Below are 17,261 nucleotides of genomic sequence, written 5' to 3' on the forward strand. Positions count from 1 at the left end.
ATTACAATTGACGAAAAAAGATAAAATATATACCGATGAAAACTAGATACACATTTGGAGGAGATGAGCACTTGTTTGTTGAGTGTAGCGAGGAAATGTCTTTAGCCCCTTTTTTTAAGGTACTTTCTTTAACAGAGGCAATCAAGAAAGGGAATATAGAGGGTGTTACTGAAATATGTCCGGCAAATGCTTCTTTTCAGTTAAGGTTCAATCCTGATATAATAGAACCTAATACACTATTAAATAAAGTAAAGAAAATAGAACAAGAGTCTGAAAATAATATTCAAAAGGAAATAAAAACAAGAATTATTGAAATTCCTGTGCTTTATAATGATCCTTGGACCCATGAAACTTTAATGCGATTCCGAGATCGACATCAGAAACCCGATGGAACCGATTTAGAGTATGCTTCGGAAATAAATAATTATCAATCGGTGGAAGCTTTTATTGAAGCACATTCTTCTTCTCCTTGGTTTGTTTCAATGGTTGGGTTTGTTGCAGGCTTACCATTTATGTATCAAATGGTAGAACGTGAACAACAAATTCAAGTACCAAAATATTTACGACCAAGAACCGATACTCCCAAGTTAACCTTGGGGCATGGAGGTTGTTTTGCTTGTATTTATTCAGTCAAAGGAGCAGGAGGGTATCAAATGTTTGGAGTAACACCGTTGCCAATTTACGACCCAAAGCAAGATGTCAGATACCTTGAAGATTTTATGGTCTTTTTTAGACCAGGTGATATTATAAAATTCAGGCCAATAGAAAGGAATGAATATGATCAAATAGTCAGAGAGATTGAAGTAAATACGTATAAACCTAATATAAAGGAAGTAACCTTTAATCTTGATGAATATAACAGAGATATCAATTCGTATAACAAGAACTTAGTTCAAAAAATATCAGAATAATGGTTACAGTATTAAAACATGGACTTATTACAAGTATTCAAGATTTAGGAAGGCCAGGATATTTTCACTTAGGAATACCAATGTCTGGAGCTATGGACAGTTTTGCTTTGAAGGTAGGGAATTTATTAGTAGGAAATGATGAAGGAGAAGCAGGACTGGAAGCAGTGTTTATGGGACCACATTTGATGTTTAACAAGGACTCGGTTATAGCGATCACAGGAGCCGAAATTACCGTTAAAATAGATGGTGAAGAAGTTCCTACTTGGACAGCACTTGAGATTAAATTAGGACAGGTTTTGTCTTTTGGATCTATCAAATCTGGTGCAAGAATTTACATAGCTATTGCTGGAGGAATTGATGTGCCTAAAGATTTAGGAAGTCGATCGACCTATGTAATAGGTTCTTTAGGAGGTGTTAAAGGAAAGGTAATAGCAAAAGGAGATTCGTTACCAATAGGAAATACAAGTAATACAGCAGAAATAGGAAAAACAATCCCTGAAAATTTAAGGAGAGCTACCTCCGAAGTTACCGAATTAAGGGTATTGCCAGGGCTTTATTGGCATAGGATAAAACCAGCTTCTCAAGAACAGTTTTTTAAAGATACTTGGAAGGTTGGGTTAGAAATTGATAGAATGGGATATCGATTTAAAGGAGGAACCAAATTAGAGTTTGTAGATAGAGAACCACCGTTTGGAGCAGGTTCGGATCCTTCTAACATTGTCGATAGTTGCTATTCTTATGGCTCTATTCAAGTTCCAGGAGGAACGGAACCTATAATTTTACATCGAGATGCCGTTTCAGGAGGGGGCTATTTTACTTTAGGAGCAGTAATTTCTGCGGATATGGATATTATAGGTCAACTACCTCCAAACCGACCTGTAAAATTTATTAAAGTCACCATGGATGAGGCTTTGCTAGCAAGAAAAGAGCGAAGTAAACAACTACAGGAGGTGAAACGTTTTATAGATAAAAGTTAAATTTTTTTTCATTATAGTTTGAGTTATGATTGATTATGAGTGCTTCACTCATAAAGGATGAAGCACTCTTTCATTTAAATAACCAACAGAATATGTATTAAAAACAGTGAGTTTTAAATACGTAAAGGGATATGTTTTGTCCTAAACAAAGGGATATATGAGAGATTATAAGAGATTTTTAAAAGAGAAAGCCTACATCAATGGAGAGTGGGTTTTAGAATCAAATGGAGCAACATTCGAGGTGAGAAACCCATTTGACAATAGCAAAATTGCTGAGGTTCCAGATTTAGGAAGAGAGGAAACCAAAGAAGCAATTTCCGCGGCTCAAGTAGCTTTGGAAGACTGGAAGAATGAAACGGCAGAATACAGAGCGAAATTATTGAAAAAGTTATTCAATTTGCAATTAGAATTCGCAGATGAATTAGCATACATACTAACCTTAGAACAAGGAAAGCCTTTGACAGAAGCTTTGGGAGAAATTAAGTATGGAGCCTCTTTTATAGAATGGTTTTCGGAAGAAGCTCGAAGAACGTATGGGGAAACAATTCCTACAAATGCTAAGAATAGACGAATTTTAACCATTAAGCAACCAGTAGGGGTCGTTGCAGCTATTACTCCGTGGAACTTTCCTAATGCAATGATTACAAGAAAAATTGCTCCTGCACTGGCCGCTGGTTGTACTGTGGTTGTAAAACCAGCAGAGAGTACTCCTTTATCAGCATTGGCTATTGGAATATTAGCTGAAATGGCGGGTATTCCGAAAGGAGTAATTAATATTATAACAACCAATAGGCCTATTGAGGTAGGGCAAGAGCTAACCTCTAACCCGATAATAAAAAAAATATCATTTACGGGTTCTACTCATGTCGGAAAGATACTTATGAAGCAATGTGCAAACTCAGTGAAAAAAGTATCTATGGAGCTAGGAGGAAACGCGCCATTTATTGTTTTTGATGATGCTGATATCAATACTGCTGTTGAAGGAGTAATTGCTTCTAAGTTTCGAAATTCAGGTCAAACATGTGTATGTACAAACCGAATATTTGTTCATGATAGTATTTATGATGAATTTACTTATAAATTATCTAAAGAGGTGACAAAAATGAAAGTTGGAAATGGAGTAGAAAAGGATACAGTCATAGGACCATTAATAAATGAAAGTGCAGTAAACTTTTTAAGTGATTTGGTTGAGGATGCTAGCACTAAAGGAGCAGAGGTTATTGTTGGAGGGAGTCTAGATAAAGAGAAAGGAAACTTTTTTCCGCCAACAATACTTGGAAATGTGAATGAAGAGATGGATGTATTTAATAAAGAAATATTTGGGTCTATTGCGCCACTTATTAGATTTTCTAAAGAAGAAGAAGTAATTGCTATGGCCAATAATACACCGTATGGATTGGCTTCTTATTTCTTTAGTAAAGATTATGCAAGAATTTGGAGGGTATCCGAAGCACTAGATTATGGAATGGTAGGTGTTAACACAGGTAAAATTTCCACGACTGTTGCTCCATTTGGAGGAGTTAAAGAAAGTGGAATAGGTAGAGAAGGATCGAAATATGGTATTGAAGAGTATTTAGAAATAAAGTACATATGTGTTGGAGGATTGTAAGATTGAATAAATGAATGAGGTTATTGGAATTACGGGGATTGGATCGATTTCTTCTTTAGGAGACACTAAAGAAGAAATTTGGAAGAATTATAAGTTATCTAAGCATTTTTTGAGTCTACAAGAGGTAGAGAATGAAGTAAAAGTTACAGGGAAAATAAATACCAACGCTGTAATTGAAAAATTACAGAAAGAAGATGAAAAATATAGTAGGTTGGACTTGTCTGTTTTGTACGCATTATATGCTTCTAGAGAGGCATATAAAAGTTCCAATTGGACTCCGGAGGACAGTTTTGGTGTTAACATAGGGTCATCTAGAGGAGCAACAGAACTTTTTGAGAAGTATTTTTCGGAGTTTTTAATTGAAGGTAAAAGTTCAACATTGGCATCGCCAACGACCACATTGGGTAACATATCTTCTTGGGTAGGTCATGATTTAAAAACAAAGGGACCACAAATTTCTCATTCAATAACATGTTCAACGGCTTTACATTCGTTACTCAATGGAGTTGCATGGATACAATCAGGAATGACAGATAAGTTTCTTGTTGGAGGTAGTGAAGCACCATTAACTGCTTTCACATTGGCACAGATGAATGCTTTGAAGATTTATGCTAAAAATGACGAAGAATACCCCTGTAGGTCACTCGACTTGACAAAAACTGTAAATACCATGGTGTTAGGTGAGGGTGCGTGCAGTATTTGTTTGGAGAGAGACCCGAAAACAGAAAATACTTTGGCATATATAAAGGAAGTCGGTTATGCAACTGAGGTATTAACTCATAATATATCAATTTCTAGTGATGCTAAATGCTTTCAAGATTCAATGAAAATGGCATTAAAAAATATCAATAAAGAAGAAATTGATGTAATCGTGATGCATGCACCTGGAACGATTAAGGGGGATTTTTCAGAATATAAAGCTATTCAGAAAGTGTTTGGAAAGCAACTCCCTTTTCTAACATCAAACAAATGGAAAATAGGACACACTTTTGGAGCATCTGGATTGCTTAGTGTTGAAATGGCAATCTTAATGTTGCAATATCAAAAAGTCATAGACGTCCCCTATATTCATAAGCAACGAACTCCAAATCCAATAAGAAATGTCCTCATAAATGCGGTTGGGTTTGGAGGGAATGCTGTAAGTGTAATATTATCAAATAAAGAGTTTTATGCAAGAAGTTAGGCACAATTGGAAGAAAGAAGAAATTTTAGAAATTTATAATAGTCCACTAATGGAGTTGTTGTACAGAGCGGCAACGATACATAGAAAACAGCACGATCCGAATGTGATTCAGGTTTCGACCTTACTTTCCATTAAAACAGGAGGTTGTTCGGAAGATTGTGGATATTGTCCTCAAGCAGCAAGGTATCATACGAATATTAATAAAAACAGTTTGATGTCGGTAGCGGAGGTTAAAGAGCTTGCCAATAAAGCAAAAAATAGTGGTAGTTCTAGAGTCTGTATGGGAGCAGCATGGAGAAATGTGAAAGATGGTTCTGAGTTTGACAGAGTGTTGGAGATGGTTAGAACGATTAATAAACTAGATATGGAGGTCTGTTGCACACTTGGAATGGTTACAGAAAATCAAGCAATGAGGCTAGCAGAAGCAGGATTATATGCCTACAATCATAACTTAGATTCTTCTGAGGAATATTATAAAAAGGTTATTTCAACAAGAGGGTATCAAGATAGAATAGACACTATTAAGAATGTTCGTAAAACAAATATTACAGTTTGTTCGGGTGGAATTATTGGAATGGGTGAGGCAGCTAAGGACAGAGCTGGGATGTTAGTGGCATTATCAACTTTGAATCCACAACCAGAGTCAACACCAATTAATGCTTTGGTGGCAGTTGAGGGAACTCCTTTAGAAAAGGAAAAACCTGTTGCAATTTGGGACATGATTCGTATGGTAGCCACTACTAGAATTGTACTACCAAATACACAAGTACGTTTATCTGCGGGTAGAACCCAAATGAGTAAAGAAGGACAAGCATTGTGCTTTTTCGCAGGTGCAAATTCTATTTTTGCTGGTAATAAATTATTAACTACACCAAACCCAGCAGTAGATGAGGATATGAAAATGTTTGAAAATTTAGGATTAATTCCTCAAAAGCCATTTACTAAAAAAGAGCAACCTCAGACAGTTGAAGCAGAAAACTCTCGATATAAATCTTTAGGAGAGAATCCAAAATGGACACGTCCAGAATATAAAATTGAGCGAAATGAAAAATCAAGAAAGAAAAGAGGGGGATAGAAGAAAGGCAAGTAGTGCGATACAAATTGACAACGAAAAAGTTAGAGTAACTTCATGGTTGTTTGAACCCAATACTGAAACTGGTTGGCACAAACATGCATATAACTATATTGTAGTTCCACAATCGGAAGGAACTCTTTCAATTCAAAATAAAGAGACGAAGGTTTTGCATCATATAGAAAAAGGAAAGTCTTATTATCGAGAGCTGGGTGTTGAACATAACGTTATAAATGAAAATAATTATTGTTTTTCATTTATTGAGATAGAGTTAAAATGACATAAGTAAGGAAATGAATAGTGTTTTACAAGTAGTTTCAGGATTACTATTGGGAGGCATAACGTCATATCTTATCCCGTTATCATTTAATTATTTTTTGGCAAAAACAACCAAGCAAAAAATCCTCGGTAAGTGGGTTTCATCATGGAAAATGGCGAATGAAAAAGAGGATTGGGTAATAGAGGAAATTCAAATTAAAAAAGATTTTTTCAGAGGTATACGTTTTGAAAGTAGGAATAATTCAAAAGGATATAATTGGATTGGTTATGGAAAAATTCTGGATAAAAGATACATAGTAGGAGAGTGGTATTCTTTGAATTCAGCAGCTTACGCTAGTGGAGTGTTTATTTATACAATCGCGGCGAGAGGTGATTATATGACAGGTTATGAAGCGGTGCCTGATGAAAATGGGAAGATTTATTATAGAGAATTTTGTTTAGGAAGAAAAGAGGGGGATCTTATAAATGCAAAAAAATGGTTGAAAGAACATAAAGAATAATAACCAATTTATTTACATTGTAATTTTAATTGATATAAAGTGGGATATGGAACCAACACTAAAAGAAAGGGATAAAAGGCATCTTTGGCATCCCATGAAACAGCATCAAACACATCCTGATAGTCTAGCAATTGTAAAAGGGCAGGGATGTATCTTAACAGATGAGGATGGAAAAGAGTATATCGACGCTATCTCTTCTTGGTATACCTGTATGTTTGGTCACTGTAATGATACGATCATAAAAAGTGTATATAAACAGCTAACGACATTGGATCAAATAATGTTTAGTGATTTTACGCATGAACCTGCCGTAAAATTATCAGAAGAGCTGATTAAAATTTTACCTAATAATCAAAATAGGATATTTTTTAATGATAACGGCTCAACTGCCGTGGAAGCGGCTATAAAAATGGCGTTACAGTATCACTTTAATAAGGGAGAAAAACGAGATACATTTATTGCGTTTGAAAACGGATTTCATGGAGATACTTTTGGAGCAATGGCAGTTTCAGGTCTTTCTGTGTATAACGGACCTTTTGAGGATTATCTTATGGATATTGAAAGAATTCCAGTTCCAAATGGGTTAAATAATGTAAAAGTTCTAAAGATGTTAGATGCTATCGTGTTAAAGAAGAATGTTGCTGGTTTTATTTATGAACCTTTAGTTCAAGGAGCAGCAGGTATGAAAATACATGAAGCAAGAGATTTAGAACTGGTATTAAGTTTTTTGCGTAAAAGAGATATATTATTGCTTGCAGATGAAGTAATGACGGGGTTTGGAAAGACAGGAAAGTTGTTTGCATCCGACCATATGAAAACAAAACCTGATATCATTTGTTTAAGTAAAGCATTAACAGGAGGAATGGTTCCAATGGCTATTACCTCATGTAAAGAAGAAATATACGAAGCCTTTTTAAGTAATGAGATTTCCAAAGGTTTCTTCCATTGTCATACTTATTCTGCCAATCCGATAGCCTGTTCAGCGGCTATTGCAGTAATTGAACTATTGCAAACTGAAGCCATGCAAAAGAAAATAAAGGAAATAACTAAAATGCATTCAGATTTTCGTAAAAAGATTTTAAGGAATAAAAAGGTTAAAACTGTTTCCAGTTTAGGAGTTATTCTAAGTATAGAGCTGAATTCTGAGTTTGGATATTATGGAAATTTAAGAGATAAGATTTTGAGTTTCTTTATGGATGAAGGTGTTTTTTTGCGACCTTTAGGAAATACAATTTATATCCAGCCTCCTTATATTATTGAAAAAAAGCAGTTGAATAGAATTTACGAGGTTATAGAAAAAGCGATAGATGAATTATAATACGATGTATATAAAGTTTTATACTTAAATAATATGAAGTAACAAAAAAGGCTACCAATATTGGTAGCCTTTTATATAGACGTGATATTAAAATCTTAGTTTACAGTGTCGCTTAAACCAGCTCCTGCTTTAAACTTAACTACATTTTTCGCAGCAATTTGGATTTCTTTACCAGTTTGAGGATTTCTCCCTGTTCTAGCAGCTCTTTCAGATACAGACCAAGTTCCCCATCCAACTAAAGCAACTTTACCTCCACCTTTTAAAGTGTTAGATACGTTGTTAGTGAATGATTCTAATGCAGCTTTTGCAGCAGCTTTTGAAATTCCTGCGTCAGCAGCCATTGCATCGATTAAATCTGATTTGTTCATAATTTTAATGATTTTAAAAATTAATTAATATTTCTCGCTAAAAAGCTTAACAAATATAGACGGAATGCGGGATTGTGCAACATTTGGGTCGGAAAAAATAGTATTTTGTTAATAAAAACCAAATAATTGTTAATAACCGAGCTTGTTTTTCTGTTGAAAACTGCAATTCCTTATAAATAAAGGGCTAGCGAGCTATAGCATCTTCTGAAAACTGATATCCATTTAATAAACTTTTAGCGTCCATTAATTTTTTGCCAGAAAGCTTAATTTGGTCAATAATTAGAAAGCCATCTTTGGTGGCAATTTTTAACTCAGATTTTGATGTGATTATTTTACCTGGATCGAATTCATGCTCAAAATATTCTTTGGAAACACCATAAAGTTTTGCACTAATTTCCTTTTCATTATTATAAATAGTTGTCCAAGCCGCTGGGTAAGGGTTTAGACCTCTAATATGATTGAATATATCGGATAATGACTTTGACCAGTCAATTTTACAATTTTCAGGAAAAAGCTTATGAGCTGGTTTTTCTTCCAACTCAGGTTGCTTTGTTGTAGTCACATCACCTTTCGAAATTAAGTCTACAGTTTCTTTAACAAGCTCAGCACCTAAATACATTAGTTTATCATGCAGTTCTCCAACAGTTTCATTTTCTCCAATAGAAGTTTCTTTCTGAAGAATGATTTCTCCAGTATCAATTTTATCATCAATAAAAAAGGTCGTTACTCCTGTTTTTGTTTCTCCATTAATAATAGCCCAATTAATTGGAGCAGCACCGCGATATTCAGGAAGTAAAGAGGCATGTAAATTAAAGGTGCCATATTCTGGCATTGCCCAAACGGAACGAGGTAACATTCTAAAGGCTACAACTATTTGTAGGTTAGCATTCCATTTTTTTAATTCCTCTTGAAACTCTTCACTCTTTAAATTTTTAGGCTGTAGCAAAGGGAGGTTTTGAGATAGCGCATATTTTTTTACGGCAGATTCGTTTAGTTTTCTTCCTCGTCCTGCTGGCTTATCAACGGCAGTAATAACACCAACAACATTATAATCATTGTCTACCAAATGTTTCAATATGGTTACAGCAAAATCTGGTGTTCCCATAAAAACTATGCGTAAGTCTTTCATTTAATTTATATTAGATCTTTTAGGTTTACTGATGGAGTCAATATAGAAACTATTTCAAATCCATCATTTTAAAAAGTATTTGTTATACAAAGTTATGCCGATTACATCATCAGCAAGTAATCTTCGCAAATTTATTAAAATGTCTTCTTCTTTACCATTTATGCCTTCACAGATTTCATTAGAAAATAATTCTTTTGAATTAGAAAGTAGTTTGATAATAGCTTTATCTATACTAGTATTGTTTTTACTTTTTTTCTTTTCTAAACAAATATCACAAATACCACAATCTTCAATGCTTTCATTGAAATAGTCAACCAATAAAACAGCTCTGCAAATATCTTTGTTCTTCATAAAATCAAGTACTTGACGCGATTTTTTTATTTTCTGATTTAAAAAAGCTTTAATGTTTTTAGAAATACGATTGATAGCAAGGTCATCTTCTCTTGGTTGTAAGAAATAGAGTTCCGAATTCTTACCTGTTTTCTGATAATTTAGTACCTCTAGGTTACCTAATTTTTCGAGTTTTTCAACAACGGTGAACGATGTAGCTCCAATTTTTTTTGCAACGAAAAACTCATCGATGTTTACAGGTTGTTCGAATACTCCCCCGTATAAACGCAATAATGTTTGAATCAATAATCCATAATCTTTATTCTTTCCAAGTTGAATCAATTGATTACTTCTTACCAAAAATTGTATAGTTGATCGTTTATTAATTGGAGTATTTAACTCAATTATTCCATTAGAATTGAGTAATTGCAATATAATTTTTGTTTTCGCATGTTTAAAACTATACTTATTACAAAATTCAAGAAAATTAAAGCTAAAGGCAGTATCGATTAATTCACCCTTAGCAATTTGAAAGTTTTGATATAATTTCTGATGAACTTCTTTAATCTCCTTGACACTAGGGAATTTATTCGTTTGATTTTCCTCAAAAGAACGGAAATCATTCTCGTTGGTCAATACTACAGAAAATGCTTTTTTTCCATCCCTTCCAGCTCTTCCAGCTTCTTGAGTATAGTTCTCAAGAGAAGAGGGTAAATTTAAATGAATAACAGCTCTAACGTTGGGTTTGTCAATTCCCATCCCAAAAGCATTAGTAGCAACCATAATTAAGCATTCTTCCGAAAACCATTTATCAAAGGACGTTTGTTTTTCGATAGAGGTTAGTCCTCCGTGATAATAAGTCGATTTAAAACCTTGAGCATTTAAATAATTACTGATTTCTTTTGTCTTTTTTCGGGAAGAAACATAAATAATTATGGGTGCATTGATTTTTTTTAGAATTCTTTCTAATCTTCCCAATTTATCATTCACTTTAAACACTTGATAGGCTAAATTCTCTCGAACAAAAGATTTCGAGAAAATTTTCTGATTAACCATGCCCAAATGTTTACCAATATCAGTAATTACTTTTTTAGTAGCTGTAGCTGTCAAAGCAATAAAAGGAACATTTGGTTGAAGTTCCTTTAAAATATCCAAATCAAGATATGATGGACGAAAATCATGGCCCCATTCCGAAATACAATGGGCTTCATCGATGGCAATAAGATTAACATTTAATTGTTTAATCTTTTCTTGAATAAATTTTGATTGTAAACGTTCGGGTGAAACATAAAGAAATTTGTAGTTTCCAAACCTTATATTATCGAACAACGTAATAATTTCATCTTGACTAGAACCTGCTGGAATTGTTGTTGCCTTAATGTTTTTTTTGATCAAGCTATCAACTTGGTCTTGAATTAAAGCAACTAAAGGCGATATAACCAGGCAAACTCCACTTTTTAAGAGTGCCGGTACTTGAAAACATATAGATTTACCACCTCCTGTAGGCAAGAGAGCAATGGTATTATTACCCTCTAAAATAGATGTAATTATTTCATGTTGAGGTTCTCTAAAACTGTCATGTCCCCAGTATTTTTTTAATATATGAAGAGCGTCATTAGACATTGTTTTTAAAGAGAATTTAGAATAAAGTCACAACGATATTCAACCGAACCAAAAGGAACATCAATTATTGAATATCCTAAGGCTTCGTATGCTTTTCTAAGAAATTTATCAAGTTCAATAGCCTGTTCAAATGATTCATAGCGTTCGTTGTCTTGAGTATAAATTTCCTTCCATGGACGGAGCATGAACACTTTATCATACTTATATTGTAAACTTTTTTCTACATAAGTATTAGGATAATCCGTTTTTAAATAATCCATATAGGCATGCACATCAGGAATTCCACGATCAAAAAATACAAGTTTATTCTTTGACAATTCCGCATCTGTAAATTGCTTTTCTCTCCCTTTTAACAAAAGTTCGCTAAATAAAAGAGGCTTTTCCAAAAAAAGTTGATCTATTCCGTCTTCTTGAGCTTTCAAAGTAACCTCTCTTGAAATTTCAGGCATACATTGATACCCTCTTTTAATAAACTCTTTTAAAACAGTGGATTTACCAGTACCTGGTCCTCCAATAAGAACGATTTTTTGTTGCATCATGCAAAAATAGAAGTTTCAATTTATAAATTTAATAAATAGTGTAATTTTGTCCCCGACGCGAGTAAAAATAAAATGTCGATCAATTAATTATGGCAGATAGAGAAGAATTTTACAATAAATTAAAAGTTCAATTAGAAGATACTACTACATTTCCTTCAAAATATTTGTATAAATTTATCGTTCCAACAACTGGAAATCAAGTACAAGAGGTTCAAGATTTGTTTAATAATGGAGGAGCGGTAATCAATACAAAAAAATCAAGAACTGGAAAATATATTAGTGTTTCAGTTCAAATAACTGTAAAAAGTTCTGATGAAGTAATTCAATATTACAGAAAGGCTGAGGTTATAGAAGGAATTATATCGTTGTAACTAGATTTTCAATCAAATTAATGAGATCATCTATTCAAACCATTGCTTAAATAGAACGTTTAATAACATAGTTTGACTTTTTATCTCAATTTTAAGAAATAAACTTTAACCAACTTTATAGATAAACAAGTTCATGAAAAATCAAATTTTAGGAATAGCTATAGTATTGCAAGGAATTGCTATAACAACATTTGCTCAAAAGAAAGATAAAGAGTTATTTAGAATCAATGATAATTCAGTAACTGTATCGGAGTTTAAGAGAGTTTATGAGAAAAACTTAGGATTGGTTGTAGATAATGAAGCCAAGGATATTGATAATTATCTCGATTTATATATCAATTATAAATTAAAGGTAAAGGAAGCTTACGACTTAAAATTGGATACATTAAAATCGTATCAAAAAGAATTAGAAGGCTATAAAAACCAGTTAATAGCGCCATATTTACAAGATAAAGAAACTTTGGAGCAATTAGTTAAAGATGCTTATTACAGAACAGTAAATGAAATCAGAGCAAGTCATTTACTTATAAGAGTATCGCAAAAGGCAAGTGCTAAAGATACGTTAGAAGCTTATAATAAAATTGTAAATGCAAGAGAGAGAATACTTAAAGGAGAATCTTTCGAAAATGTAGCATTAGAGGTTTCAGAAGATCCTTCTGTTAAGTTAAATAGAGGAGATTTGGGATATTTTTCTGCCTTTAAAATGGTTTATAATTTTGAAGACAATGCATATGCTACTGAAGTAGGAAAAGTTTCAAAACCATTCAGAACTCGATTTGGATATCACTTGGTAAAAGTTACCGATAGACGTAAATCTCAAGGTGAATTTGAAGCAGCTCATATTTTAGTAAGAGATAAGTCTATTGTAGGAAAGGTAAGAATTGATTCTGCATACCAAAAGTTAAAAGATGGAGCTTTGTTCAATGATATAGCAAAGGTGTATTCAGAAGACACTGGAACAGCTAAAAATGGTGGTAAACTAGCACGATTTGGTACCGGAAGTATGGTCGAACAGTTTGAAAATACTGTTCTAGGAATGAAAAATATTAATGACATTAGTGAACCATTTAAAACTCGTTTTGGATGGCATATTGTTAAATTATTAAATAAATTTCCTGTTGAACCTTATGAAATAGCTAAAAAGAAGATTGAAGGTAAAGTAAAAAGATCGGATAGATTACAAGCATCATATGAAGCTGTTTTAAAAAAGTTAAAAAAGAAATATGATGTAAAAGTTAATAAAGAATCTTTTGCTAAAATTAAATCCTCTTCTGTAAAAGATTATATCGCAGGAAAGAATCAAGATTGGGTAATATCCATTGACAATACCAAAATAGACGGCAACAAGTTTAACGAGTATATTAAGTATCGAAGAAATTCAAATTTATTGGAATTATTTGAACAATTTAAAAACTATGAGTTAACTGAGTATTTTAAAAAGGACTTGGTAAACATAGAACCAGATTTTAGGTATACATTAACTGAGTATAAAGAAGGCTTATTACTATTTGAATTAATGCAAAAGAAAATATGGAAAAAGTCAACAACAGATACTTTAGGATTACAAGAGTTTTTTGATAGTAAGAAAGCTAAGTATAAAGAACAAAAGTTAGAAGATGTAAAAGGGGAGGTAATTAGCGACTATCAGCAATCTTTGGAGAACAATTGGATTGAGCAATTAAGAAATAAAAACAAAATACAAATAAGAGAAAAAGAGGTTAAAAAACTGAAAAAAATATATAATCAATAGATAAACAGTGAAAAAAATATTCCTACTACTACTACTACTACTACTATGTATTCAACTACTAATTTCTTGCGATTTAGTTACTTTTAAAACGCAAAATATTCAGCAGGAAAAACCTATCGCTACAGTATATAACAAGCATTTATATAGAAAGGATATAATAGACTTGTTACCAAAAAATATGTCTAAGGAAGACAGTACTGTTGTGGTAAAAGGATTGATTAATACATGGGCAAAACAACAACTTTTTTTAATTAAAGCTGAAGAAAACATTTCAGAAGTAAATAGTATTGAAATAGAAAAGTTGGTGAATGATTACAAATCGAGTTTGTATATCAATAATTATAAAGAAAGATTAATAAAACAAAAACTTGATACTATAGTTTCAGATGTACAGGTTGCGGAATATTACGAAAGTAATAAAAGTAACTTTCGTTTAAATGATGAACTTGTTCAATTTGATTATGTCCATTTTGGAAATGATCACCTTGAAAAAGATGATATCATTAAAAGTTTTAAATCTGAGGAGGAGGAAGACCGAGAATCTTTGGAAAGGCAACTATTAAGTCTGAAATCATATCGACTTCAAGATTCAACTTGGGTAACTCTTAACTTTTTAAAAGGAAAAATTCCACCCTTTGGTGCAGAATCTAAAGAAAATCTGTTAAAAATATCAAAATTCATACAGAAAGAAGATAGTTTAGGAGTATATTTGGTGTCGGTAAAAAATATTTTGCAAAAAAACAACATTGCTCCTTTGAGTCATGTAACTGAAAGAATTAAGCAAATTATTTTACATAAGAGAAAACGAGAATTAATTAGAGAGATTGAAAAAACGCTGATAAATGATGCTATTCAAAACAAAAACTTTAAAGAATATTAGTCTTTTAGCAACCTTATTATTTGCTATAACAACAAATGCTCAGAAAACGAAGGTTGATGGAGTTACTGTAGTAGTAGGTAAAAATATTGTACTTAATTCTGATATTGAAAAATTTAAAAAAGAAGTTGAGCTCCGAAGTGAAGGGAAGATTACAATTTCAGATTGTGAGATGTTGGAGGAGTTAATGAATCAGAAGTTATTAGCGCATCATGCTATTGTTGATAGTGTTACTGTTTCTCAAGGAGAAATTGACAATAAAGTAAACAGAAGTATTCAGTTCTTTATAAATGAATATGGTGATGAACAAAAAGTGGTAGAAGCCTATGGATTCAATGATATTCAAGATTTAAGAAAGGAATTGGAAAGAGTGCAAAAAGAAAATGCACTTATAGAAAAAGAGCAACTAAAAATAACTGAAGCTGTTGATGTTACTCCTGAAGAGGTGAGAGTTTATTTTAATGGATTAAAAGAAAAAGGAGAATTACCTGAAATTCCTGCTGAAGTTGAATTAGCACAACTAGTTTTAAATGCCGAACCAGCGAAAGAGGAAGAACAACGTATAATTGATAAACTAAATAAAATTAGAGAAGATATCATTAGTGGATCTAGTTTTAGTTTAAAAGCGATTATTAATTCAGATGATCCTAGTGTAGCTGAAAATAAAGGAAACTTAGGGGTAATAACAAAAGAAACGCCTTTTATTAAGGAGTTTAAAGAAGCTGCATTTTCGTTAGATGAAGGTCAAATTTCTGAACCAATTAAAACTGATTTTGGATATCATATTATTAAATTACATAAAATTAGAGGTAACGGAAGAGAGGTTTCTCATATTTTAATGCAACCAGAAATTTCTGACGAAAAGTTAAAAGAAACTAAAGAGGAAATTGAAAAGATTGTAAAGGATGTTAAAGAAGGAAAAATAACGTTTGAAGAAGCCGTAAGAAAACACTCTGAAGATAAAGACACTAAGCTAAGTGGTGGTTTAATAATGAATCCATATACAGGCGAACCTATTTTTGAGCTAACAAGGCTACCTCCAGATTTATTTGGTAGAATTAGTGAATTAGATCAAGGAGAAATGACCGATGTATTCTATGACGAAACTCGTGAAGGAGAGAAAATGTATAAGGTTGTTTTTATACGCCATAAAACAAATACTCACAAAGCAGATATAATAGAAGATTATGTAAGAATGCAACAATTTGCTTTAGAAAAAAAGAAAGAAGAAACTTTAGAAAAATGGTCGAAAGATAAAATTCAAGAAACTTACATTAAGTTAAGTGGAGATCATAAAAAATGTACTTTCAAAAAAGATTGGAAAAAAGAAAATAAGTAAAAAATTAAAACTATAATCCGTTTAAAAACTATGAATAACTACTGTTTTTAAACGGATTTTTTTAACCCTCTTAATCACTATGTCTGACGTTACAGCTGTAAATAATCTGGTAAATAAGTATAAAGAATTACAGGACGAAATAGGTAAAGTAATCATTGGTCAAAGAGAAGCAGTTGATTTTACACTTTTATCTATATTTTGTGGTGGACACTCGCTTTTAATTGGTGTTCCAGGATTGGCAAAAACATTATTAGTAAATACTATATCTGAAGCTTTAGGTTTAAATTTTAAAAGAATTCAATTTACTCCTGATTTAATGCCTTCCGATATTCTTGGTAGTGAAATATTAGACGAAACGCGTCAATTTAAATTCATTAAAGGACCCATCTTTTCAAATATCATTTTGGCAGATGAGATTAACCGTACACCACCGAAAACACAAGCTGCTTTATTAGAGGCAATGCAAGAAAGATCGGTTACAGTTGCGGGGCATCATTATAAACTGGAATTACCATTTTTTGTGTTAGCAACGCAAAACCCAATTGAACAAGAAGGAACATACCCTTTACCAGAAGCGCAATTAGATAGATTTATGTTTTCAATAAATCTTGAATACCCTTCATTTGAAGAGGAAGTGGAGGTTGTAAAGAATACAACTTCTATTTTAAACCAGAAAGTGAATGCGGTTTTCTCGGCTCAAGAAATTATTGAAATTCAGAATTTAATACGCAAAATTCCAGTTGCCGATAATGTAATAGAATATGCAGTTGATTTGGTTGGTAAAACAAGACCTAAATCGGAAAGAGCTACTGATTACGTAAAACAATATATCGATTGGGGAGCAGGACCAAGGGCCTCGCAAAACCTTATTTTAGCTGCTAAAGCACATGCAGCTGTAAATGGGAAATTCTCACCAGATATTGAAGATGTTCAAGCAGTGGCAATTCCAATTTTATCACATAGGGTAGTTAAAAACTACAAAGCAGAGGCAGAAGGAATTACTATAAATGAAATTATAAAATCATTATTTTAGGTTTCTGAATAAATAAGAAATATTGTAAAATGAGGTGGTAAATGTTACAAATT

17 protein-coding genes are annotated in these 17,261 nt (G+C 32.6%); 13 read left to right on the forward strand and 4 right to left on the reverse strand.

Annotated features, from left to right (window positions below; genetic code table 11):
* Positions 1-35: 35 nt before the first annotated feature.
* The 8 genes from ACKTTV_RS19400 to bioA all read left to right on the forward strand — a co-directional run bounded on the left by ACKTTV_RS19400 (position 36) and on the right by bioA (position 7,849).
* A complete protein-coding gene (locus ACKTTV_RS19400; RefSeq protein WP_408032541.1) occupies positions 36-911 on the forward strand; it encodes a 5-oxoprolinase subunit B family protein in 876 nt (291 codons plus the stop codon).
* Positions 911-1,888, forward strand: coding sequence for a 5-oxoprolinase subunit C family protein (locus ACKTTV_RS19405; RefSeq protein ID WP_408032542.1), 978 nt, complete (start codon positions 911-913; stop codon positions 1,886-1,888). The genes ACKTTV_RS19400 and ACKTTV_RS19405 overlap by 1 nt, the downstream gene beginning before the upstream one ends.
* A gap of 157 nt (positions 1,889-2,045) precedes the next feature.
* On the forward strand, positions 2,046-3,497 hold the full coding sequence (locus tag ACKTTV_RS19410) for an NAD-dependent succinate-semialdehyde dehydrogenase (protein WP_408032543.1): 1,452 nt from the start codon (positions 2,046-2,048) through the stop codon (positions 3,495-3,497).
* Between the two features lie 10 nt (positions 3,498-3,507).
* Positions 3,508-4,680, forward strand: coding sequence for a beta-ketoacyl synthase N-terminal-like domain-containing protein (locus ACKTTV_RS19415; RefSeq protein ID WP_408032544.1), 1,173 nt, complete (start codon positions 3,508-3,510; stop codon positions 4,678-4,680).
* Positions 4,667-5,755 (forward strand): biotin synthase BioB, encoded by a 1,089-nt coding sequence (gene bioB / locus ACKTTV_RS19420; protein ID WP_408032545.1) that lies wholly within the window; start codon positions 4,667-4,669, stop codon positions 5,753-5,755. Before ACKTTV_RS19415 ends, bioB begins: the two co-directional genes overlap by 14 nt.
* Entirely contained in the window at positions 5,724-6,032 is a 309-nt protein-coding gene (locus ACKTTV_RS19425; RefSeq protein ID WP_408032546.1) for a cupin domain-containing protein, read from the forward strand. Before bioB ends, ACKTTV_RS19425 begins: the two co-directional genes overlap by 32 nt.
* A gap of 13 nt (positions 6,033-6,045) precedes the next feature.
* A complete protein-coding gene (locus tag ACKTTV_RS19430; RefSeq protein WP_408032547.1) occupies positions 6,046-6,531 on the forward strand; it encodes a hypothetical protein in 486 nt (161 codons plus the stop codon).
* 46 nt (positions 6,532-6,577) lie between these two features.
* Positions 6,578-7,849, forward strand: a complete 1,272-nt coding sequence (gene bioA / locus ACKTTV_RS19435) for an adenosylmethionine--8-amino-7-oxononanoate transaminase (protein WP_408032548.1) — start codon at positions 6,578-6,580, stop codon at positions 7,847-7,849.
* Positions 7,850-7,944: 95 nt separating this feature from the next.
* Here the strand turns inward: bioA and ACKTTV_RS19440 are convergent, their stop codons facing one another.
* The 4 genes from ACKTTV_RS19440 to ACKTTV_RS19455 form a co-directional block, all read right to left on the reverse strand.
* Positions 7,945-8,217, reverse strand: a complete 273-nt coding sequence (locus ACKTTV_RS19440) for an HU family DNA-binding protein (RefSeq protein ID WP_408032549.1) — start codon at positions 8,215-8,217, stop codon at positions 7,945-7,947.
* 184 nt (positions 8,218-8,401) lie between these two features.
* A complete protein-coding gene (gene fmt, locus ACKTTV_RS19445; RefSeq protein WP_408032550.1) occupies positions 8,402-9,346 on the reverse strand; it encodes a methionyl-tRNA formyltransferase in 945 nt (314 codons plus the stop codon).
* Positions 9,347-9,409: 63 nt separating this feature from the next.
* On the reverse strand, positions 9,410-11,299 hold the full coding sequence (locus ACKTTV_RS19450; RefSeq protein WP_408032551.1) for a RecQ family ATP-dependent DNA helicase: 1,890 nt from the start codon (positions 11,297-11,299) through the stop codon (positions 9,410-9,412).
* Between the two features lie 5 nt (positions 11,300-11,304).
* The gene (locus ACKTTV_RS19455; RefSeq protein ID WP_408032552.1) at positions 11,305-11,838 is read right to left on the reverse strand and encodes an AAA family ATPase; all 534 of its coding nucleotides are present in this window, start codon (positions 11,836-11,838) and stop codon (positions 11,305-11,307) included.
* Between the two features lie 89 nt (positions 11,839-11,927).
* Between ACKTTV_RS19455 and ACKTTV_RS19460 the strand changes: the two genes are divergently transcribed.
* The 5 genes from ACKTTV_RS19460 to ACKTTV_RS19480 all read left to right on the forward strand — a co-directional run bounded on the left by ACKTTV_RS19460 (position 11,928) and on the right by ACKTTV_RS19480 (position 17,208).
* A complete protein-coding gene (locus ACKTTV_RS19460) occupies positions 11,928-12,209 on the forward strand; it encodes a DUF493 family protein (protein WP_408032553.1) in 282 nt (93 codons plus the stop codon).
* Between the two features lie 133 nt (positions 12,210-12,342).
* Entirely contained in the window at positions 12,343-13,959 is a 1,617-nt protein-coding gene (locus ACKTTV_RS19465; protein ID WP_408032554.1) for a peptidylprolyl isomerase, read from the forward strand.
* A 7-nt stretch (positions 13,960-13,966) separates the two neighbouring features.
* Complete coding sequence (locus tag ACKTTV_RS19470) at positions 13,967-14,839, forward strand: hypothetical protein (protein WP_408032555.1); 873 nt, start codon at positions 13,967-13,969, stop codon at positions 14,837-14,839.
* A complete protein-coding gene (locus ACKTTV_RS19475; RefSeq protein WP_408032556.1) occupies positions 14,802-16,175 on the forward strand; it encodes a peptidylprolyl isomerase in 1,374 nt (457 codons plus the stop codon). The genes ACKTTV_RS19470 and ACKTTV_RS19475 overlap by 38 nt, the downstream gene beginning before the upstream one ends.
* 79 nt (positions 16,176-16,254) lie before the next feature.
* Complete coding sequence (locus ACKTTV_RS19480) at positions 16,255-17,208, forward strand: AAA family ATPase (RefSeq protein WP_408032557.1); 954 nt, start codon at positions 16,255-16,257, stop codon at positions 17,206-17,208.
* Positions 17,209-17,261: the final 53 nt, after the last annotated feature.

This window comes from Tenacibaculum xiamenense, from assembly GCF_964513065.1.
Taxonomy (GTDB): domain Bacteria; phylum Bacteroidota; class Bacteroidia; order Flavobacteriales; family Flavobacteriaceae; genus Polaribacter; species Polaribacter xiamenense.

Coding starts and splice junctions, on each gene's coding strand:
- ACKTTV_RS19400 (WP_408032541.1), top strand. CDS start 36: ATGAAAACTAGATACACATTTGGAGGAGATGAGCACTTGTTTGTTGAG.
- ACKTTV_RS19405 (WP_408032542.1), top strand. CDS start 911: ATGGTTACAGTATTAAAACATGGACTTATTACAAGTATTCAAGATTTA.
- ACKTTV_RS19410 (WP_408032543.1), top strand. CDS start 2,046: ATGAGAGATTATAAGAGATTTTTAAAAGAGAAAGCCTACATCAATGGA.
- ACKTTV_RS19415 (WP_408032544.1), top strand. CDS start 3,508: ATGAATGAGGTTATTGGAATTACGGGGATTGGATCGATTTCTTCTTTA.
- bioB (WP_408032545.1), top strand. CDS start 4,667: ATGCAAGAAGTTAGGCACAATTGGAAGAAAGAAGAAATTTTAGAAATT.
- ACKTTV_RS19425 (WP_408032546.1), top strand. CDS start 5,724: ATGAAAAATCAAGAAAGAAAAGAGGGGGATAGAAGAAAGGCAAGTAGT.
- ACKTTV_RS19430 (WP_408032547.1), top strand. CDS start 6,046: ATGAATAGTGTTTTACAAGTAGTTTCAGGATTACTATTGGGAGGCATA.
- bioA (WP_408032548.1), top strand. CDS start 6,578: ATGGAACCAACACTAAAAGAAAGGGATAAAAGGCATCTTTGGCATCCC.
- ACKTTV_RS19440 (WP_408032549.1), bottom strand. CDS start 8,217: ATGAACAAATCAGATTTAATCGATGCAATGGCTGCTGACGCAGGAATT.
- fmt (WP_408032550.1), bottom strand. CDS start 9,346: ATGAAAGACTTACGCATAGTTTTTATGGGAACACCAGATTTTGCTGTA.
- ACKTTV_RS19450 (WP_408032551.1), bottom strand. CDS start 11,299: ATGTCTAATGACGCTCTTCATATATTAAAAAAATACTGGGGACATGAC.
- ACKTTV_RS19455 (WP_408032552.1), bottom strand. CDS start 11,838: ATGATGCAACAAAAAATCGTTCTTATTGGAGGACCAGGTACTGGTAAA.
- ACKTTV_RS19460 (WP_408032553.1), top strand. CDS start 11,928: ATGGCAGATAGAGAAGAATTTTACAATAAATTAAAAGTTCAATTAGAA.
- ACKTTV_RS19465 (WP_408032554.1), top strand. CDS start 12,343: ATGAAAAATCAAATTTTAGGAATAGCTATAGTATTGCAAGGAATTGCT.
- ACKTTV_RS19475 (WP_408032556.1), top strand. CDS start 14,802: ATGATGCTATTCAAAACAAAAACTTTAAAGAATATTAGTCTTTTAGCA.
- ACKTTV_RS19480 (WP_408032557.1), top strand. CDS start 16,255: ATGTCTGACGTTACAGCTGTAAATAATCTGGTAAATAAGTATAAAGAA.